This window comes from Acinetobacter lwoffii (assembly GCF_022967985.1).
Taxonomy (GTDB): Bacteria; Pseudomonadota; Gammaproteobacteria; order Pseudomonadales; family Moraxellaceae; genus Acinetobacter.
Map to the genome: position 1 here is coordinate 45,758 of NZ_JALJVC010000008.1, position 19,392 is coordinate 65,149.

General features: G+C 43.6%; 20 protein-coding genes and 1 pseudogene. 12 read left to right on the forward strand and 9 right to left on the reverse strand.

What is annotated here, in order from left to right; all coding sequences use genetic code 11:
- Positions 1-4 precede the first annotated feature (4 nt).
- From cyoC to alr, 8 genes are all read left to right on the forward strand, one after another.
- On the forward strand, positions 5-625 hold the full coding sequence (gene cyoC, locus MWG72_RS06535; protein WP_004278786.1) for a cytochrome o ubiquinol oxidase subunit III: 621 nt from the start codon (positions 5-7) through the stop codon (positions 623-625).
- Positions 625-951, forward strand: coding sequence for a cytochrome o ubiquinol oxidase subunit IV (locus MWG72_RS06540; protein WP_004645410.1), 327 nt, complete (start codon positions 625-627; stop codon positions 949-951). The genes cyoC and MWG72_RS06540 overlap by 1 nt, the downstream gene beginning before the upstream one ends.
- Before the next feature lie 10 nt (positions 952-961).
- Entirely contained in the window at positions 962-1,840 is an 879-nt protein-coding gene (cyoE, locus tag MWG72_RS06545) for a heme o synthase (protein ID WP_153566251.1), read from the forward strand.
- 436 nt (positions 1,841-2,276) lie between these two features.
- A complete protein-coding gene (gene rpsF, locus MWG72_RS06550; RefSeq protein WP_004278789.1) occupies positions 2,277-2,663 on the forward strand; it encodes a 30S ribosomal protein S6 in 387 nt (128 codons plus the stop codon).
- A 12-nt stretch (positions 2,664-2,675) separates the two neighbouring features.
- Positions 2,676-2,903 carry a 30S ribosomal protein S18 gene (rpsR, locus tag MWG72_RS06555; RefSeq protein ID WP_004278792.1) on the forward strand — a complete coding sequence of 76 codons (228 nt, stop codon included), beginning with the start codon at positions 2,676-2,678 and terminating at the stop codon, positions 2,901-2,903.
- Positions 2,904-2,912: 9 nt separating this feature from the next.
- Entirely contained in the window at positions 2,913-3,359 is a 447-nt protein-coding gene (gene rplI, locus MWG72_RS06560; RefSeq protein WP_004278793.1) for a 50S ribosomal protein L9, read from the forward strand.
- 216 nt (positions 3,360-3,575) lie between these two features.
- A complete protein-coding gene (gene dnaB, locus MWG72_RS06565) occupies positions 3,576-5,018 on the forward strand; it encodes a replicative DNA helicase (RefSeq protein ID WP_044108866.1) in 1,443 nt (480 codons plus the stop codon).
- Between the two features lie 49 nt (positions 5,019-5,067).
- The gene (alr, locus tag MWG72_RS06570) at positions 5,068-6,138 is read left to right on the forward strand and encodes an alanine racemase (protein WP_247143497.1); all 1,071 of its coding nucleotides are present in this window, start codon (positions 5,068-5,070) and stop codon (positions 6,136-6,138) included.
- A gap of 47 nt (positions 6,139-6,185) precedes the next feature.
- Here the strand turns inward: alr and MWG72_RS06575 are convergent, their stop codons facing one another.
- The 5 genes and pseudogenes from MWG72_RS06575 to MWG72_RS06595 all read right to left on the reverse strand — a co-directional run.
- A complete protein-coding gene (locus MWG72_RS06575) occupies positions 6,186-6,617 on the reverse strand; it encodes a BLUF domain-containing protein (RefSeq protein ID WP_004278796.1) in 432 nt (143 codons plus the stop codon).
- An 81-nt stretch (positions 6,618-6,698) separates the two neighbouring features.
- Positions 6,699-7,433, reverse strand: a complete 735-nt coding sequence (locus MWG72_RS06580; RefSeq protein ID WP_004278798.1) for a proteasome-type protease — start codon at positions 7,431-7,433, stop codon at positions 6,699-6,701.
- A gap of 13 nt (positions 7,434-7,446) precedes the next feature.
- On the reverse strand, positions 7,447-8,226 hold the full coding sequence (locus MWG72_RS06585) for a transglutaminase family protein (RefSeq protein WP_247143498.1): 780 nt from the start codon (positions 8,224-8,226) through the stop codon (positions 7,447-7,449).
- Positions 8,223-8,825, reverse strand: coding sequence for an alpha-E domain-containing protein (locus tag MWG72_RS06590; protein ID WP_153566248.1), 603 nt, complete (start codon positions 8,823-8,825; stop codon positions 8,223-8,225). Before MWG72_RS06590 ends, MWG72_RS06585 begins: the two co-directional genes overlap by 4 nt.
- A 22-nt stretch (positions 8,826-8,847) precedes the next feature.
- A pseudogene (locus MWG72_RS06595) lies at positions 8,848-10,293 on the reverse strand (circularly permuted type 2 ATP-grasp protein); the annotation flags it as partial.
- 354 nt (positions 10,294-10,647) lie between these two features.
- Between MWG72_RS06595 and MWG72_RS06600 the strand changes: the two are divergent.
- Positions 10,648-11,655 (forward strand): helix-turn-helix transcriptional regulator, encoded by a 1,008-nt coding sequence (locus MWG72_RS06600; protein ID WP_247143500.1) that lies wholly within the window; start codon positions 10,648-10,650, stop codon positions 11,653-11,655.
- A 501-nt stretch (positions 11,656-12,156) separates the two neighbouring features.
- Positions 12,157-13,827, forward strand: coding sequence for an FMN-binding glutamate synthase family protein (locus MWG72_RS06605; protein ID WP_247143501.1), 1,671 nt, complete (start codon positions 12,157-12,159; stop codon positions 13,825-13,827).
- 68 nt (positions 13,828-13,895) lie between these two features.
- Here MWG72_RS06605 and MWG72_RS06610 read toward each other — a convergent pair whose 3' ends face one another.
- From MWG72_RS06610 to MWG72_RS06625, 4 genes are read right to left on the reverse strand one after another with little or no spacing between them, the layout of a single operon-like run.
- On the reverse strand, positions 13,896-14,939 hold the full coding sequence (locus MWG72_RS06610; RefSeq protein ID WP_247143502.1) for an alpha/beta hydrolase: 1,044 nt from the start codon (positions 14,937-14,939) through the stop codon (positions 13,896-13,898).
- Positions 14,939-16,078 (reverse strand): YdcF family protein, encoded by a 1,140-nt coding sequence (locus tag MWG72_RS06615; RefSeq protein WP_005263276.1) that lies wholly within the window; start codon positions 16,076-16,078, stop codon positions 14,939-14,941. The genes MWG72_RS06610 and MWG72_RS06615 overlap by 1 nt, the downstream gene beginning before the upstream one ends.
- 1 nt (position 16,079) lies before the next feature.
- The gene (murB, locus tag MWG72_RS06620) at positions 16,080-17,120 is read right to left on the reverse strand and encodes a UDP-N-acetylmuramate dehydrogenase (protein ID WP_247143503.1); all 1,041 of its coding nucleotides are present in this window, start codon (positions 17,118-17,120) and stop codon (positions 16,080-16,082) included.
- A 3-nt stretch (positions 17,121-17,123) separates the two neighbouring features.
- Positions 17,124-17,630 carry a low molecular weight protein-tyrosine-phosphatase gene (locus MWG72_RS06625; protein ID WP_004645426.1) on the reverse strand — a complete coding sequence of 169 codons (507 nt, stop codon included), beginning with the start codon at positions 17,628-17,630 and terminating at the stop codon, positions 17,124-17,126.
- Positions 17,631-17,750: 120 nt separating this feature from the next.
- Here MWG72_RS06625 and MWG72_RS06630 point away from each other — a divergent pair, with 120 nt between their 5' ends.
- Entirely contained in the window at positions 17,751-18,911 is a 1,161-nt protein-coding gene (locus MWG72_RS06630) for an iron-containing alcohol dehydrogenase (protein WP_247143504.1), read from the forward strand.
- Between the two features lie 44 nt (positions 18,912-18,955).
- The gene (locus MWG72_RS06635) at positions 18,956-19,390 is read left to right on the forward strand and encodes an acyl-CoA thioesterase (RefSeq protein WP_081401206.1); all 435 of its coding nucleotides are present in this window, start codon (positions 18,956-18,958) and stop codon (positions 19,388-19,390) included.
- Positions 19,391-19,392 lie beyond the last annotated feature (2 nt).

Consider the following 19,392-nt stretch of genomic DNA (forward strand, 5'->3'; position numbering starts at 1 on the left):
GACAATGGCTGAAGTACTTCATCACGATAACCACGGACACGATGAGCATCATCATCACGATGATACTGACATCACCGTCTTTGGTTTCTGGACTTACTTGATGAGTGACCTTGTCCTGTTCGGTACACTCTTCATTGCGTTCGCTGTTTTGAGTAGCCACATTCCTGTGGGTACTCCAAGTGCGAGAGACCTGTTTGGCGACTCTTTAGGTTTCGTTCTTACTGAAACCTTCGCCCTCTTGATCTCTTCTGTAACCTTTGGTTTTGCAGTTCTTGCTGCATACAAAAAAGACGTTGCAAAAGTACTGACTTGGTTAGCGATTACTTGGGTATTCGGTGCTATCTTCATCGGCATGGAACTATATGAATTCAATCATCTAGTTCATGCGGGTCACGGTCCAAGCACAAGTGCGTTCTTATCTGCGTTCTTTACTTTGGTAGGTACGCACGGTATTCACGTAACTTCTGGTCTGGTCTGGATGATCGTGCTTATGGTTCAAATCAAGAAATATGGTTTGACTCTTGCAAACACGCGTCGTCTAGCTTGCCTAAGCTTGTTCTGGCACTTCCTTGACATCGTTTGGATCTGTGTATTCAGCGTAGTTTACTTGATGGGAGTTCTGTAATGAGTCACGATCATAACGCTGCTGGCGAATCACACGGTAACGTTAAGCAATATACCGTCGGCTTCATCCTTTCTGTCATCCTTACCGTAATTCCATTCGGTATGGTGATGGCAGGCGGTTTTGGCCGTGGTATTTTGATTACTGTCATCGCGATTACTGCGGTTGCTCAGATTCTTGTGCAGTTAATTTACTTCCTGCATATGAACTCTTCTTCAGAGCAACGCTGGAACGTGATTGCATTCGTGTATACCATCTTAACTATCGCTATTCTTTTAGTGGGTTCTGTATGGATCATGAATTACCTACACTACAACATGATGATCTAAACTGGTCGTCATGCTGAAAAAGTATTTATTCCTGACTAAGCCAGGAATTCTCTTCGGTAACTTTGTTACCACTTTGGGTGGCTACTTCGTAGCCACTCAAGGTTCTGTAGATTTCCTTCTCCTGCTTATTACCCTTCTCGGTACTACGCTTGTCGTAGCATCAGGATGTGTGGTCAACAACGTGATTGACCAAGACATCGACCAAAAAATGCAGCGCACACAAAACCGTGCTCTGGTCACCAAAACCATTTCTGAACCTGTTGCCCTGGCCTTTGCCCTGGTATTAGGCATCGTTGGTTTTAGTCTTTTATGGTTCTGGGTAAATGCGTACGCTTTCTTATTCGCGGTGATTGGTTTTGTCGTATATGTTGGTTTCTACAGCCTATGGACAAAACGAACCACAATTCATCAAACTGTTGTAGGCAGTATTTCTGGTGCAGCTCCGCCTGTCATTGGTTATACCGCAGTGGCCAATCAATTTGACCTCGGTGCGTTATTGATCTTTTTAGGTTATGCGCTATGGCAAATGCCTCACTCATGGGCGATTGCGATTTACCGCTTTGATGATTACAAAAATGCAGGCATTCCGATCTTGCCTGTGGCGCGTTCGATTCATCGTACCAAGATTGAATCACTGGTTTATGTGGTGTTATTCACCCTGACCATGAATGCGTTATTTGTCTTTGGTTATGCCAACTGGTTCTATGCAGTGATTTTAAACTTACTGTGCATTTACTGGTTATATATCGGTGTCATTGGATTTAAAGCTGAAAATGATCAACTTTGGGCAAAGAAATATTTCTTGTTCTCGGTGATCCTGATTACTGTCATCAGTATTATCTTTAGCTTTACCTCAACTGCGCCATCTACACAGATTGTGTTTTTTTAAAAAGATAGAGTTAGTCTCTATCTTTTTTTATTTTGATTTTCCTATCCCCCATTCCAAGTATCTGTAGAGCAGAATCAAAATCTCTGCTTTAGAACCTCCCTCTCTTTTCTTATCTCTGATAAATTTACCGTTTTTTGGTTTTAGCCTGACATTGATAATGTGTATGCAGATTTTAAGTTAGAGAAAGCCACTTGATATTCTCAATAGCACATTTGCTGAATTTAAGCAGTCGAACCCTGCTGTTTTAAAGTTAATGTGGTTTTCTATTAAAAGATCTGACTATAGATATAATTTCGCAAAAATGTCTTATTTGGTTGAAATTATCCCTAAAGATCACTACAATTCCCCCTTCGCAAACACTGCGACACAACTTTGGTTGTGACTCCTTGCTTCAATTTACTTAAATTGGGGCTGTCCAAACCGTAAGGAGCTGACAATGCGTCATTACGAAATCGTACTTTTAGTACACCCTGATCAAAGCGATCAAGTAGTTGGTATGGTAGAACGCTACCTAACTCACATCAAAGAAGCTGAAGGTCAAATCCACCGTCTTGAAGACTGGGGCCGTCGTCAATTGGCTTACCCAATCAACAAGATCCACAAAGCTCACTACATTCTTATGAATGTTGAGTGTGGTCAAACTACTCTTGATGAGCTTGAAGAATTGTTCCGTTATAACGACGCAATCATTCGTAGCCTTATCATCCGTCGTGAAAACGCTATCACTGAAGAGTCACTATTGGCGAAGAGTGCTGAAGAAAAACGTGCGCGTAAAGCTCAACGTGAAGAAGCACAACACGCTCAAGACTCTGCTGAAGCTTAAGGAGAACATAACATGGCACGTTTTTACCGTCGTCGCAAGTTCTGCCGCTTTACAGCTGAGAACGTTACGTACATCGACTACAAAGATATCGACACTTTAAAACAGTACATCACTGAAAACGGCAAGATTGTTCCTAGCCGTATTACAGGTACTAAAGCTCGTTACCAACGTCAATTAGCGTTAGCTATCAAACAAGCTCGCTACTTGTCTTTGATCCCTTACACTGACAATCATAAGTGAGGTTGAGCTGTGGATATTATCTTATTACAACGCATTAAAAACCTAGGTAAACTAGGCGATAAAGTTTCAGTTAAAGCTGGTTACGGCCGTAACTTCCTTATCCCTCAAGGTAAGGCTGTTGCTGCAACTGAAGCAAACACTGCTGCTTTTGAAGCTCGTCGTGCTGAACTTGAGAAAGAAGAAGCTGCTATCTTGGCTGCTGCTCAAGCACGTGCTGACCAATTGAACGAAGTGAACATCGTTATCACTGCAAAAGCTGGTGATGAAGGTAAACTATTCGGTTCTATCGGTACTCGTGACATCGCTGACGCGTTGACAAATGCTGGTCTAGAAGTAGACCGTGCTGAAGTACGTCTTCCAAATGGCGCGCTTCGTCACACTGGCGAATTTAACATCGCAATCCAATTGCACCATGATGTTACTGCAGAAGTTCTAGTTACTATCGTAGCTGAGTAATTTCTCGCCTCAAAAAGAGCATGCGAAAGCATGCTCTTTTTTTATCTCTAAAAAATATAATCTAGCCAACACTGTCAAATTCATTTTATTATTCGTGTTTACAAAAAATTGCACTTCGCATTTTTGATCAGAGCGCGTATCATTTCATTTCGTCGTGAATAAACGCTATTCATCTCCGACGATATTTAACCATTGTATTTAAAATCAGGGATTTATATGTCACAGGCGAATGCCAGCAAAAAGGTAGCTCCTGCTAAACCAGAAATTGTTACTGAAAATAGCAATCTCAAGGAGTTCCGTACTCCGCCACACAATTTAGCAATTGAACAGGCTGTACTTGCTGCCCTTATGACTGTGGCTGAATCTTTTGAGCAGGTCGGTGATGTACTGACCGAAAATGATTTCTATGCCACCCGACATAAATATATCTTCCGTGCCATTGAGCAACTCTCTAAAGAAAACTCGCCTTATGATGCGGTTCTGGTGCATGACTGGCTCATCAAACAAAACTTGCTCGATGCAATTGGTGGCGAAGAATATCTGATGCAATTAATGGCAGATTCGCCATCGAGTTTCTATAACCTGGAAACTTATGCAGGCAAAATTAAAGAATTCTCTACCCTGCGTAGTATGATTAAAGTCAGCTCTGAAATTTTACAAAATGCCTATGACACCAAAGGCCGTACTGTCAGTGAAATTCTGGATCTGGCTGAGACCAATATTTTCTCGATTGCCGAACAGCATAATAACAATGCCAAAGCGCAAGGGCCTAAGCCGATCAACTCGGTGGTCGCGGACGTATTCGACAAATTAAATGAACTGTCGCAAATGGAAGGCAGCATTACCGGTTTAACCACTGGTTTTGTGGAACTGGATAACAAAACTTCCGGCATGCAATCCGGCGACCTGATTATTGTTGCGGCGCGTCCATCCATGGGTAAAACCACCTTTGCCATGAATCTGGTCGAAAGTGTCTTATTCAATAACAATCTGCCTGCTCTGGTCTATTCGATGGAGATGCCAGCCGACTCCATCGCCATGCGTTTGATTTCATCATTTGGTCGCGTGCATCAGGGACATTTACGTTCTGGTAAAATGGACAGTGATGAATGGTCAAAAGTCACCAGTACCATTGTGCATTTACAAGAAAAAAATCTGTATATCGATGATTCTTCTGCGCTACCACCAACAGAATTACGTGCCCGTGCGCGTCGTATTGCCAAAATGCATGGCGGAAAGCTGGGCTGTATCATGGTCGATTACTTGCAGCTGATGAAAGTACCCGGTATGGGCGATAACCGTGTCGGCGAGATCTCGGAAATCTCCCGAAGCTTAAAAGCTTTAGCGAAGGAAATGCAATGTCCAGTAATTGCCCTGTCACAGCTCAACCGATCGCTGGAAAACCGTCCAAACAAACGTCCGGTGATGTCCGACTTGCGTGAATCCGGTGCGATTGAGCAGGATGCCGACTTGATCATGTTTATTTACCGGGATGAGGTTTATAACAAGGAATCCAAGGAAGCTGGCACCGCCGAAATTATTATCGGTAAACAACGTAATGGCCCGATTGGTACCGTGCGTCTGGCATTCGAAGGTCAATATACCCGCTTTAGTAATCTCTCACCTGAGTTCTATGCTCAGTATGATGACGAAGAGTAATCAGGCTCTCGTCATCACATTTCCATCGTCCCTCTAGGAGTAATTTAGGGTGCGTCAAGCTACAGTTTATATTGACAGCGCTGCGCTGCAATATAATTTAAACCGTGTCAAACAACTTGCCCCAACCGCGAAAATCGTCAGCATGGTGAAAGCCAATGCTTATGGACACGGAGTTAAAGACTGCTTAGCAGCCTTAAGCGAAACCGATGCCTTTGGTGTTGCCTGTCTGCAAGAAGCCCTGGAAATTCGTGAATTAGGTTATTTACAGCCGATCACGCTTATCGAAGGTGTTTTTTCACCAGATGAGATGCCAATCGTAATTGAACAAAGTATTGAAGTCATTGTGCATCAACAGGCACAAGTCGACTGGTTAATTGCACATAAAGATGCCTATATCGCCAAAGAACTTAAAGTCTGGGTCAAACTGAACAGCGGCATGAACCGCCTGGGCTTTAAGATTGAAGCGATCAAAGACGTAATTTATACGCTAAAAGCCGCAGGCTTTACTTGCGTGCTTGCCATGCATTTTGCCAATGCCGATGCTGAGCATCCACTGAATGATGAACAAATCCGTCAATTCTTGGAAATTAAAAATGACTGCGCGCCAATTTTAGCTTCTTGCTGTAACTCGGCTGCAATCTATAAATATTCAGAATTGCATTTTGACTATGTCCGTCCCGGAATCATGCTCTATGGCGCGACGCCTTTTGCAGACCGTGATGTACATGACCTAGATTTAAAACCGGTCATGACGTTTACAGCTGAAATTATTGCCTTGAATGATATTCAAGCGGGTGAGCATGTCGGTTATGGTTCGACGTTCACCGTAGACCAAAACATGACTTTGGCCATTGTTTCAATTGGCTATGGTGACGGTTATCCTCGCGCTTTCCCTAAACAGAACTATGTCGCAATCAATGGTCAGCAAACTCGCGTGATTGGCCGGGTTGCCATGGATATGATTGCCATTGATGTGACAGGACTAGATGTGCAATTAGGTACAGAAGTCGAACTTTGGGGTAAAACCCGTCTAGTGGATGATGTAGCGACAGCCAATGGCACGATTGGTTATGAACTATTATGCCGACTGAGCAATCGTCCACTACGCAAAGTAGTTTGATCTAATCTTAAGAGTTAAAAAAGCCCAATCTATGTTGGGCTTTTTCTTTAGGCTGACTTTTGTTCCTCGCCCTGCTCTATGCATAATTGCATTAATAAGGCATCGACATGAGTTTGCTGAAAGGCAAAAGGATTAAAGTCATCAAATCCCATTTCCCGACAGAATTGCTGGATCTGACTACGTTTGGAAATATATTTCATGGACCAGTCCGGGAAACTTGGATATTCAATTTCCTTGGTTTCAAATAGTTTAATGTCCTGATGGCGAGGATCTTTATTCAGTCGCTCCACCAGCAGACTTTTTAAAGTGGGACATTCACCTTCCAGACATTGAAAAAAATGACCATCTGCGAAATAAAGTACACCTGTCACTTGATGCTGGTAATTAAAATCACGGGCTTCTTTCAAAATATTCGCTAAATCTTCAAGCAAATCAGTTTTGGGAGAAGTACTTTTACTGGCGTAACAAAATTGGTACATGCGCTAACTTCTCTATTTTTATTATGCTGGACTGCATAGAAGTTAACACTGTACGCGAAAAGCCTGAATCACGATAGGTTTTTATAAGAAATACTCATTAGAGGGAACAGGAAGTTCTGCCAGTCCTTTTTTTAAGGTCTCTGACCATTGCCGGCTGATTGACGTGAAATACTCATCATCTTCGGCAATACGCTTGCCTCTTGGCATGATCAGACTGTCTTTTTTATAGACCAGCACATCGAGGGGCATACCAACCGATACATTGGAACGTAGGGTCGATGCAAATGAAATCAGGGAACAGCGCAAAGCTTCATCCAGCGGCATATCATAAGTCAGCGCACGATCCAGGATCGGCTTGCCATATTTACTTTCGCCAATCTGGAAATACGGCGTATCGCGTGTGGCACAGATAAAGTTCCCTTGCGGATAGACATGATAAAGCTGCATATCCTGATCTTTAAGTTGCCCCCCGACCAGCAGATTGCAATAGTAATTGCTTTGTTCCGAAATATCGCTCGTAACATTCGCAATCACTTTTTTCAGCATACTTCCAACCAGCTCAGCGACATCAAACATGGTGTGCAGACTCAAGATATTGGGTTCCTGCTTCAGTTCGAGCTGATTTTTAATATGTCCAATTACGGCTTGTGTTGTTGCCAGATTTCCGGATGCCTGTATGACGATCATACGTTCCCCAGGAATACCAAAGGTATACAACTTTCGAAATACAGAAATGTGATCTACTCCGGCATTGGTCCGGGTATCACTGATAAAAAGCATACCTTGCTCTAAACGTAGTGCACAACAATACGTCATTTATTCGTCCTTATTAACATCCTAGCACTTGAACGATGGAATGCATGGATTCTACACCGCCTTTTTCTCTGACACCGCGTACCGGTGCCACATCCCAATAATCCCGTCCAATCGCCACATAAATATGCGAACTTGGAGTAAACACCAGATTACTGACATCAAAACAATACCATGTCTGGTCTACAAACACCTCTGCCCAAGCGTGACTGGCCAGATGCGAAGCATTTTGTGCATATAAATAACCAGAAACATAGCGTGCAGGCAAACCTAGATATTTGCACATGGCAATAAAAATATGACTATGGTCCTGACAGACGCCCTGTCTGGACTCAAAGGCATCTATTGCAGAGCCTTGCACTGAAGTACTGTTGGAAATATAAGGCACATGCTCCAGCAAGGCCTGTGCCAGTCCAATCAAATGCTGACGGGTTAATGCAGGAACATGACGTTGTGCAAAGTCTTTCATTGCTGCATTACATTGTGTCGATTCGGTCGGCTGTAGAAAAAGATTGGGATTGATTGAATCATTCAGTCCACTCTGATCCGCAGGATTCAGTTCAACAATCCCTTGCGCCATGATAGTCAGGGAATAATAAGGCTCCCGCTGGCTACAGGTCATCCACAGATTATGAAATGCATCTTTCCGGATTTCTTTATTACCCGGCACACTAATATCCCAGGAATGCACCCGCTGATGCGCATTGCTCGAAGGCATCATTTTAATGTACTGAATACTGTTCCTCACCTCGGCCGTGTACATATAATGCGTTTGGTGATTCACCATCAATTTCATACATCTGGCTCAAACAGTTGATGAATATGGTCGCTAAACTGGTAAAACTGAATCCGGTTCGGTTCTGTACGCAACTGCTCCCAGTACTGTTCCAGATCATTCCAGCCCATCTCTACCAAAATTCTGACCACATAATCAATCTTGCAGAGTGTAGTACTGGTTTCTTCACCCAGACGTAACTGATGATCGAGCTGTTCGACACATTGCCCTAGACTAAAAAACAGAAAAATATCGAAAGATTCGGCTTCCAGAATATCTTCACATTCCGTCACCACTTCACAGATATAACCAGCATTTTTGTCTGCGGTTTTGATCAATTTCATCAGTTCCGCATAGCCTGAAGCAGACAGCACCCCGCGTAATTCCTGAATATTGTCTTTAGCTACTTTAAACTGCTGGCTAAAAGACGCCACTTGCGTAGGATCAAGTACCAGCTCATTTAGGGAACTGGCATCAAAGGCAGGCAAACAGAAAGCATGGGCATACGCTACTGCCGCTTCGTCTTCTAAAAATGGAAAGCGCGCACATAAAAAATGAGTGCGAGATAAATAACGCCCTAACCAAAAAATATGTTGTGCATTGCTATTCAGCAAAACCATGACATTTTCCTTCTTTGGAATCTTATGAATGTAAATTGTCGACTACCCAGGTATCTTTGATACCGCCACCTTGTGATGAATTCACCACCAGTGAACCGGGCTGCATCGCCACGCGTGTCAAGCCACCCTGTACGATTTCAGTACGATAAGGCGAACTCAATACAAACGGGCGTAAGTCGATATGACGTTCAGCAATACCAAAATTGGTCAAAGTCGGACTAACCGATAAGTCCAAAGTGGGCTGCGCAATATATAAATGCGGCGCAGCTAAAATTTTCTCCCTGAAAGTTTCAATTTGCTGTTTAGACGCTTGTGGTCCAATGAGCATGCCATAACCGCCCGAACCCTGCGCTTCTTTCACCACCAGCTGATCCAGATGAGCCACGACATAGTCTAATTCTTCAGAATTACGACATTGATAAGTCGGAACATTTTTTAGAATTGACTGCTCGCCCAAATAAAAACGAATCATTTTGTCGACATATGGATAAACCGATTTGTCATCTGCCACACCGGTTCCCGGTGCATTGGCAATCACAACATTATTTTGCAAATAAGCTGACATCAAGCCAGCGACACCCAAAGTGCTATCCGGTTTAAAGCATAAAGGATCAAGAAACGCATCATCGACCCGTCTATAAATAACATCGACTCGTTGGCGACCACGTATGGTTTTTACATAAACCTTCGAGTCATCAACAAAAAGGTCACGTGATGTTACCAATGGTACATCCATCTCCCTTGCAAGGAAGGCATGTTCATAGTAAGCGCTATTAAAACGTCCTGGGGTCAGCACCACCACAAATGGCTTGTCGACGTAGGCATTTTCGATCAGGATTTCTTTCAATAATTGTGGATATTGCTCGATTCCGGCAATCTTGGACTGCTCGAATACTTTTGGCATGAGTTTTTCACTGATCTTGCGGCATTCCAGCATATAAGACACGCCAGATGGCGTTCTGAGATTATCTTCTAAGACATAAAACTCGCCCTTGGAATCACGGATCACATCGATTCCACTAATCTGGCTATAAATCCCACCTTTCAAGCTATGTTGATACATATGCGGCTGATAGGCCTCATGAGTTAAAATCTGCAACTCAGGAATAATATTGGCTTTTAAAATGTCCTGTTGATGATAAATATCATGTAAGAATAAATTTAGCGCCCGTATCCGTTGTGCCGAGCCTAAAGCCACCATATTCCACTGCTTCCGGTCTATGACTCGCGGAATGATATCGTAGGGAATGGTGCGTTCTACGCCTTCTTCATCGCCATAAACGGTAAAGGTAATACCGTGATGTAAAAAATGTTCTTTTGCTACCTGATTCAGTGCATTGAGTTCATCCAGCGTATGTTGTGATAACCATTCTTCCAGTCTTTGACCAGCCTGACTGGACAACACATGTTCATCCTGCATTTCATTAAAGAACTTTGAAGATAACTGCTGCAGTAAAAGTTGTGGATTTGTTGTAGTAGATACCGCTGTAGTTTTAGTGTCTATAAAATTTTTTCCAATATTTTGGGAAGTAAATTTATCAATTGTTTCAATCACATTTGTATCCTGATTTCCTTTAAGCATACAAACCCTCGTATTATCATCTATTATAATCAAATCAAAGCAATATCCATGCCATGACATCTGTATTTCAATTACCATTAATCTAATAAATGCCCAATGAACTCAATGCCATTTTCGACCAAGTTGTTTTAGAATTGTAGGACAAATGTTGCACAGAGGGACTTGCGAAAAAATGAGAGTTTTTTTATTGTGTTAAGCTAAGCCTAAATTCCCTCTTCTTTATTGCCAGCAAAATAAATTATGTCAGCACAAGAAAAAGAAACTTCAAACAGTCTATATCGCCAATGGCAAATTTTGTCGCGTCTTTCTACCGGCAAATGGATGGGAACACGTGAATTACAGGAAATCCTCAATCGTGAAGGCATCGATATCAGTCTGCGCACCATTCAGCGCGACCTGAATCAGATTGCTCAACGCTTTCCGATTGAAAGCAGTAAAACCACGCCGCAAGGCTGGCGTTGGCGTTCAGATGCGCCGCTGCAAAGTTTGCCGCATATGACCAGCTCGCAAGCGGTCACTTTCATGATGGTCGAAGAACATTTAAAACATCTGCTGCCACCGAGCCTGATCGAGGAAATGAATCCGTGGTTTGATCTGGCACGACGCAGTCTTTCTTCCCAGAACAATGTCCGGCAATGGATTAACCGCGTACGCATTGTTCCGGCCACCCAACCCCTGATTCCCCCTGTGGTAGATAAGGCCGCGCAGCAAGCGGTGTATGAAGGCCTGTTACAGGACAAACAACTGGAATGTGTGTATCAGGGCCGTGGTCATAATAGCGAAGAAAAAACCTATATTCTCAATCCTCTGGCATTGGTACAAAAAGGGTCAATCATTTATCTGGTGTGTACCCGTCATGACAAATCGGATATCCAGACCTTTGCACTGCACCGCTTTAAATCGGCCGTCGTGCTGAATTCACGTGCCTTGCATCCAGTCAATTTCGATATTGATGATTATATTGATTCTGGTGCACTGGGCTTCCGGGTGGACTTCAACCATCCCACCGAAAATGTCACGCTTAAACTCAGCATGTCAGAGTCGGATGCCCATTACTTTGAGGAAAGCCAGCTCAGTAAAGACCAGAAAATTGAAAAAATGGAAGATGGCATGTCGCTGATCACTGCTACCGTGCCATTTACCTCTCAACTGGTCTGGTGGCTGCGTAGCTTTGGTAAAAAGATTAAACATATTGAACCGAGTATTGTGGCCAATGCAGTCGCTCAACTGGATAAGGAAAACCCTTAACTACACAGGCTTCATCCAGATTCTTTTAGGTATTCCAGAATAAAAAAATCCCCAAATTGGGGACTGGAGAATTATGCTTATATTTTTGTTCTTGTTGTGGTGATCTGCCGCTGTGCCAATCTGCTTTTCTTTGACACCCCGAAATGCAGCTTGAATGAAACATCAATATTTAAAAATGACTGAGACATGAGCAAGCCAGCTCAGCATCATTAAAGCGAATGGATTTTTTGGTCATGGTTTAAGACTCCTATATAGTGAATAAACCGACTATAAAGTCATCCGCCTTACTTGTGAAATAAATAGAATGCATGTCTTTTGCAGAATTTTTCTATAGTACTTTTTCCGCAAAATTTATCTGTAATCGCTGCTGATTCATTGCTTGGCTTAATACTATTTTCGGCAAGTTTATAAAATCGAATAACAATTCTCTGCTTGTATAAGATATCTCGCTCTGCACATCATAAAGCCCTATAGAAGTAGAAATAGGGACTTAATTTTACAATGGCTAACCCTGCTCAATTAGTACGTCACAAGCTGCTTAATACTTTCTTTTCCCGCCATTCGGTCTGGTTTGCCTGCATTCTGATTGCAGTGATTTTTACTACATTTCATATCGGTTATTCGCCGCGTTATATCTATTATTTTATGCCGCAAACGTTGGTGAATACCCTGTGGATCCTGAGCATTCTGCTGAGTCTGCTGGGTTTGTATGATGTACTGCAAAACAAGCATTCCATTCTGAAAAATTATCCCATCATGGGACATTTCCGCTTTATTTTTGAGGAATTCCGTCCCGAGATTCGTCAGTATTTTATTGAAGCCGACCGGGATGCACTGCCTTTTTCCCGTATGCAACGCAGTCTGGTGTATCAGCGGGCGAAAAATGAAAATTCAGATAAACCTTTCGGCTCGATCCTGAATGTCTATGAAGATAATTACCGCTTTGTTAGTCATTCCATCACGCCTTGTAAAGTTGCCGATCCGCAGACTTTTCGTATCCTGATTGGAAATGAGCAATGTACCCAGCCCTTTTCAGCCTCTATTTTAAATATTTCAGCCATGAGCTTTGGGAGTATGAGCGCTAATGCGATACGAGCCCTTAATCTCGGCGCTCAAAAAGGTGATTTTTTCCATGATACTGGAGAAGGCAGTATCAGTCCCTACCATCTGGAATATGGCGGCGATCTGGTCTGGGAAATTGGCAGTGGTTATTTTGGCTGCCGTACTTTAGATGGACAATTCGATCCGGAACGTTTTGCTGCACAAGCCAAACTACCCCAAGTAAAGATGATTGAAATCAAGCTTTCGCAAGGCGCAAAACCTGGCCATGGCGGTATTTTACCTAAAAGTAAAATTTCAGAAGAAATTGCCCAAATTCGAGGCATCAGCCGTGATCATGATTGTGTGTCTCCTTCAAGTCATCCGGCATTTAACACACCGATTGAAATGATGCATTTCATACAAAAATTACGTGAACTTTCCAGCGGAAAACCGGTCGGATTTAAGCTGTGCTTGGGTCAACCGTGGCAGTTTATGAGCATGGTCAAAGCCATGTTATATACCCAGATTTATCCGGATTTTATTGTGGTTGATGGTTCTGAAGGTGGAACCGGTGCTGCACCCATTGAATTAATTGACTATGTCGGTGCGCCTTTAAGAGAAGGTTTACTGTTTGTACACAACACCCTTGTTGGTGCAGGTTTGAGAGATAAGATCAAAATTGGTGCAAGTGGTAAAATAATTAGTGCATTCGATATTGCCAGCACGCTTGCCATTGGTGCGGATTGGGTGAACTCTGCCCGTGGTTTTATGTTTGCAGTGGGCTGTATTCAGGCACAAAGTTGTCATACCAATCAATGCCCTGTCGGAGTCACCACCCAAGACAAAGATCGCCAGAAAGCCTTACATGTGCCGACCAAGGCCGAACGGGTGTTTCATTTTCATAAAAACACCTTACATGCCCTGTCTGAATTAATAGCTTCCGCAGGTCTCAAACACCCTTCCGCTATTAAGGCGCATCATCTGGCACAACGCGTGAATAATCACGAAATAAAGAACTTTGCGCAGATTCATTTTTGGCTCAAAGAAGGTGAATTATTGTCCTGTGAAAATAAGGATGAGGAGAACTTCTACTTCCGGATGTGGAATTTGGCCCAATTAGAAAAATTTTAAATCAATAGCATTAGAACTAAAAAAGGCGTTTTCATAAACGCCTTTTTAAATATTAAATTTTCAATCTATTAATAATAAGTTTTGCTGCCGTGTGCATGCAGAAAGGCAGGAATCAAACCCGTCAATGCAGCACGAATATCAGCACGCTCATTGATTAACTGATGCGAACCCTCTTCTAGCATAAGCAAAGTCTGGAGTCTGAATTTACGTCGGATAAATTCGATATTATAACGCCAGTCCACAGTCTGATCCTGTGCACCCTGTGCTAGCCAGACTGGAATACGACAAGCCGGACGCGCTTCCATTTCCAGCATCCAGCGTGACATCGCTAAAATCCAGTCCATGCCCATCATTCGTGGTTGTAATGGATCTTTAAGCCGGATAAAACGCAGAAACTCCGGATTATGATTATTGCGTCTGAAATGCCGGGGAACTTCACGTTTGATTCGGCTAATAATGCCCAATCCGACCGAATTATGCCACCAGGCAGTTTTGGCGGGACGAATCAATGGTGATAATAGCAAGACCCGCTCAACAAAAGGATTTTCACGACGTTCTGCAAATTCCAGTAAATGGTGCGTCCAGATCGCACCGCCGGTACTCTGCCCGATGCCAACCCAAGGTTTCGGTAATTGTGAGGCATGTTGCACATAACGATGTACGGCATGCAAAACCTGCTGATAATGATCAAAATTCTGAATGCTGGCAGGTGAACCATCACTCAGACCATGTCCAGGCAGATCATAGGTCAACACACTAAAACCCTGTTCTAAAAGCTCTTTGACAATCGGCTGATAAATGCCGCTATGTTCCAGATAACCATGCAACAGAAAAGCAGTTCCCTGAATCTTGTCAAAGCGGGTATTTTCCAGATTCGGTTCAAACACCTGTACATGCAACTTGAATAATGGCATCTGTACATAGCCCTGCCAGTGTTTGCAGTCCAGTAAATCAAAACCATAAAGCTTTCGATAGGACTGCAGATCAATCGGCGGTTCATCACTACGATTCAGGTTTAAAGGTGGCAAGAGTTGAGGCGTAACATCCCGACTCGGAATGGGTAAATCCAGCTGTTTCAGAATGGTGGGATTTAAAAATGGGATATCAGACATTATGGCACCTCCCGACAGTCACTGGATCCAAACCACATATCGCGCATGGTCGCCAACATTTCATAATTGGCACGACGACTGTGATCATAATTTTGTGCACTTGGACGCCATCGTGTCAATGGCGTTGGCATCGGCGCTTCTACCGGAATGGTTTGTATGCCATTTAACGCAAATAAACGGCGGGTACGCGGCATATGATAACGATCCGTAATCAGAATCACTGTAGGCGCTCCACCTTTCTTTTGTAATAATAATGAACTGAAACGGGTATTTTCACAGGTGTTCATGCTGCGATCTTCCAGTAATTTGGCATCGACACCATGATTTTTTAACCAGCGCTGCATATACGGCGCTTCGACCCCACTCAGAACAATCGGCAACTGATAATGTTTCTCTACTGCCAGCGTAGTTTCCAGACGTAGTCGCGTATAGTTATTGACGATGATCTCTTTGCCTTGGTCATCTAGGGTTAAGCCACCACCCAATACCACAATGGCATAAGGTTGGGAGCTATTCGCCGGTTTAGCCTGCTGTTGCTCTTGTAGTAAAGCCAAGTCCTGCTGGATTTCCTCTCCATCGGTTTCCTGTACCGAACTGGCTTCACCCTGCTCAAGTGGATGCGTCGTCAAAAACTCCATATATTGCTCAATGCGTTCCTTATTTTCACTACTGTCCCACTCCAGCAATTCCCGGACATTGGCTGTCGGATCGGCTGGTTCTGCATCTTCCTGTGAGGACAATAAGGGCACCTGAGCAGGTGGACTTTGCTCTGCTTTTTGATCTTGCTGTTCGCGCTGATATTCTTCAATCACCTGCTGCAGTGCTTTATAACGTGCCTGAATCAACATGAGGTTGGCCGAGTTATTTTGCTGGATATCCTGTTCCATGACCTTTAAATACGCCTGACGGGCAATCCACAAATCAGAGCCAGGTTCCAGATTTTCATGTTCGCTGAGTGCAGCCATTTTCTGGCTTTGAGCCGCGACTTCATTTAGCTCTAAGGAGACAAACTGGTTTAAGCCCTTGACGATCATTTTTGAGTAAAAAGGCGTATAAACCAACACCAGTAGACAGCCGCATAGCACAAACAGTCCAGTGACAATTTGTAGCAAACGTACCATCCAATGGGTGTTTTTCATGTTATTCCTCTTCCTGATGAGAACGGATCAAGCCATTTTTATCGAACAATACAGGTTCAGGCTCCAGCATTAGACTAAATTTTTCCCAAACTGACTGTTGTACTGCACGATACGTTTTACGGACATCGGTGAGAGAGGCCTGACCATAATTCACCAACACCAGCGCCTGTTTATGAAACATGCCGACAGGCCCCAACTGTTTACCCTTCCAGCCCGCCTGATCAATCAACCAGCCTGCTGCCAGTTTAACTTGAGCATTCGTTTGCTGGTAATGGGGTAAATTCGGGAAAGATACAGCAATTTGGTCAAAGACCGCCTGATCAACCACCGGATTTTTAAAGAAGCTGCCCACGTTGGGAAATTCTTGTGGATCAGGCAATTTACTCTGGCGAATCTGGATGACCTGTTGCTGCAAGTTTTCTGCTGTGAGCTGATCACCGACCGCAGTCTTCAGATCACCATAATTCAGTTTCAAATCTGGCTGTTTAAGTAATCTAAAAGTCACATGGGTAATCACATAACGGTTAGGATCATCTTTAAAAATACTATGCCGGTAGGCAAACTGACAATCTGCTGCCTGAATCGAAGCAAACTGTTTCAATTGTCGGTCATAGACCTCAACAGAATCGATGAATTCTCCGACTTCGACACCATAAGCGCCAATATTCTGTACTGGCGATGCACCGACCCGACCCGGAATTAAAGCTAGATTCTGTAGGCCATATAAACTTTGTGCCGTGGTCCAGAGCACGAAGTCATGCCAGCCTTGTCCGCCGCCTACACGTAAACGTTGCGACTGATCATCAGCATCCAGTATTTCAATGCCTTGAATATCCATATGCAGAACCAGTGCATCAATCTGCTCCGGCAACAACATATTGCTGCCGCCTGACAGAATCAGTACATTGAGTTGCTGCTGTTCCGAAAAATTCAGTGCAGTTAGCAGGTCAGCAGTTGATTGAATCTGGGCATAGTATGAAGCAACTGCTTCTAAATTTAAGGTATTAAAAGGTTTAAGTTGAACCTGGGTTTGAATCTGCATCGCTTAAACCTTGTGTAAATTCTGTTTAAAAATCTCAATCCAAGCCTGGCTGCTGGACTCACACTGATCAAGCACCCGTTCAAAGCCATCCGCTTCGCCATAATAGGGATCGGGTAAAGCCTGTTTTGGATAGGTCTGATCATGTTCACTCATTAATGCCACGCGTGCACGTACATGACCAAACTGAGTTTCTGCCAGACGCTGTATGTTCTGGATATTGGATAAATTCTCCAGATCCATCGCCAGAATCAGATCATAATCAATAAAATCATGCGGAATAAGTTGACGTGCGCGAAGTGCTGAAAGGTCATAGCCACGTTTTAGTGCATGCTTCTGGCTACGCAAGTCCGGTGCCTTGCCCGGATGATAATTACTGGTTCCGGCAGAGTCGACCACAATGTTCAGTTGCTGTTCATCACAATAATGTCTGAGTACAACTTCTGCCGTGGGAGAGCGGCAAATATTTCCCAAACAAACACATAACACCTTGTATGGCGTTCTGGATGACATAAACAACCTCAGAGCTACTTTATTTTAAGGATTCTTATGTTAAGTTATTTATATACTGATTCCTATCTTACAACCATAGAATAATCTCGTATTTGCAATAAAAAAATCAAGGATATCGCCATGAATCGTTTTCAGTTTCAAACCGTCCCCAATATCATTGCCGGACTAGGCACGATTCAGGAATTATTTAAAATTCTAAAAAATGGCCGTTATCAACGTCTTCTGCTGGTGACTGATCCGGGTATGCTGAAGCAGCAATTACATCTGCCGCTTCTGGATATTATTGAATCTGCCGGGCTGGAGTACGTGATTTACTCGGATGTTCAGGCCGATCCACCCGATACCGTGGTGCTTGAAGCGGCGGCTTTTGCAAAACAGGAAAATATTGATGTGGTGCTGGGCTTTGGTGGTGGCAGCTCGATGGATGTGGCCAAACTGATCGCGATTCTGGCACATCCCGAGCAGCATCAGACATTGTCTGATCTGTATGGCATTGATAATGCCACCGGACCGCGTTTAGCTTTAATTCTGGTACCAACTACGGCTGGAACAGGTTCAGAAGTGACGCCGATTTCGATTGTCACCACAGGTGAAACCACTAAAACCGGTATTGTGGCACCGATCCTTTTTGCTGATATTGCCATTCTGGATGCAACCTTTACCCAGAATCTTCCGGCACAGATCACTGCCGCCACCGGCATTGATGCCATGGTACATGCCATTGAAGCCTATACCTCAAAACACAAGAAAAACCCTTATTCGGATATGCTGGCCAAACAGGCTTTAAGATTACTGAATGCCAATCTGCCGCGCGTGCTGCAAGACGGATATGATTTAGATGCGCGTCAAAATATGCTGGTCGGTTCCATGCTGGCCGGACAAGCCTTTGCCAATGCACCAGTCGCCGCCGTACATGCGCTGGCTTATCCACTGGGTGGACATTTTCATCTATCGCATGGGCATAGCAATGCGCTGGTTCTAACTGAAGTATTAAAGTTTAATGCGCCAGCGGCCAAACAGCTCTATGCGGAATTGATGACCTGGCTGGATCCTTACAGTAAAGGTTGTCATGATGGCCTGACTGATCTGTTTATTGATCATTTTAATAATCATCTGATGCAAAGCGGTTTGACCCTAAAACTGAATCAGTTGAATATTCCGGAAGATATGCTGCAGGTCATGGCAGAAGATGCGATGCAACAAAGCCGGCTGTTGCAGAATAATCCACGTGAACTCAAGGTGGAGGATGCTTATCAGATTTATCAGGCGATCTATGCCTAGATCAATTTCCACCTAAGCCTTATCTAGCCGAGGACTGAATAGTGATAAAAGCCACCATCAAACAGCGCGAACACTATACATTTTTCCTGCCCATTCAAACCCGATGGGCAGACAATGATCTGTACGGCCATGTCAACAATGTGACTTATTACAGTTATTTTGATACCGCAGCCAATGCCCTGCTGATTCAGGAGGCTGATTTTGATCCTAAATATTCCCCGATGATTGGGCTGGTGGTCAGCTCCAACTGTCAGTTCAATCAGGAACTGTCTTATCCAGAAATTATTGAAGTGGGCGTGGCCATTGAAAGCATGGGAAATTCATCGCTCAGCTATGATCTGGCTATTTTTAAACGCAACTCAGATACAGCCGCTGCGCAAGGCAATTTTGTCCATGTATTTGTTGACCGTGAAACACGAAAAAGCACCCCGATTCCAGTCGAAATGCGGGATGCTTTATCTCGATTTGTTGTGACTTAACA

Bases quoted from the DNA above. Each gene is read 5' to 3' on its own strand.
- cyoC (WP_004278786.1), top strand. From the start codon at position 5: ATGGCTGAAGTACTTCATCACGATAACCACGGACACGATGAGCATCAT.
- MWG72_RS06540 (WP_004645410.1), top strand. From the start codon at position 625: ATGAGTCACGATCATAACGCTGCTGGCGAATCACACGGTAACGTTAAG.
- cyoE (WP_153566251.1), top strand. From the start codon at position 962: ATGCTGAAAAAGTATTTATTCCTGACTAAGCCAGGAATTCTCTTCGGT.
- rpsF (WP_004278789.1), top strand. From the start codon at position 2,277: ATGCGTCATTACGAAATCGTACTTTTAGTACACCCTGATCAAAGCGAT.
- rpsR (WP_004278792.1), top strand. From the start codon at position 2,676: ATGGCACGTTTTTACCGTCGTCGCAAGTTCTGCCGCTTTACAGCTGAG.
- dnaB (WP_044108866.1), top strand. From the start codon at position 3,576: ATGTCACAGGCGAATGCCAGCAAAAAGGTAGCTCCTGCTAAACCAGAA.
- MWG72_RS06575 (WP_004278796.1), bottom strand. From the start codon at position 6,617: ATGTACCAATTTTGTTACGCCAGTAAAAGTACTTCTCCCAAAACTGAT.
- MWG72_RS06580 (WP_004278798.1), bottom strand. From the start codon at position 7,433: ATGACGTATTGTTGTGCACTACGTTTAGAGCAAGGTATGCTTTTTATC.
- MWG72_RS06585 (WP_247143498.1), bottom strand. From the start codon at position 8,226: ATGAAATTGATGGTGAATCACCAAACGCATTATATGTACACGGCCGAG.
- MWG72_RS06590 (WP_153566248.1), bottom strand. From the start codon at position 8,825: ATGGTTTTGCTGAATAGCAATGCACAACATATTTTTTGGTTAGGGCGT.
- MWG72_RS06600 (WP_247143500.1), top strand. From the start codon at position 10,648: ATGTCAGCACAAGAAAAAGAAACTTCAAACAGTCTATATCGCCAATGG.
- MWG72_RS06605 (WP_247143501.1), top strand. From the start codon at position 12,157: ATGGCTAACCCTGCTCAATTAGTACGTCACAAGCTGCTTAATACTTTC.
- MWG72_RS06610 (WP_247143502.1), bottom strand. From the start codon at position 14,939: ATGTCTGATATCCCATTTTTAAATCCCACCATTCTGAAACAGCTGGAT.
- MWG72_RS06615 (WP_005263276.1), bottom strand. From the start codon at position 16,078: ATGAAAAACACCCATTGGATGGTACGTTTGCTACAAATTGTCACTGGA.
- murB (WP_247143503.1), bottom strand. From the start codon at position 17,120: ATGCAGATTCAAACCCAGGTTCAACTTAAACCTTTTAATACCTTAAAT.
- MWG72_RS06625 (WP_004645426.1), bottom strand. From the start codon at position 17,630: ATGTCATCCAGAACGCCATACAAGGTGTTATGTGTTTGTTTGGGAAAT.
- MWG72_RS06630 (WP_247143504.1), top strand. From the start codon at position 17,751: ATGAATCGTTTTCAGTTTCAAACCGTCCCCAATATCATTGCCGGACTA.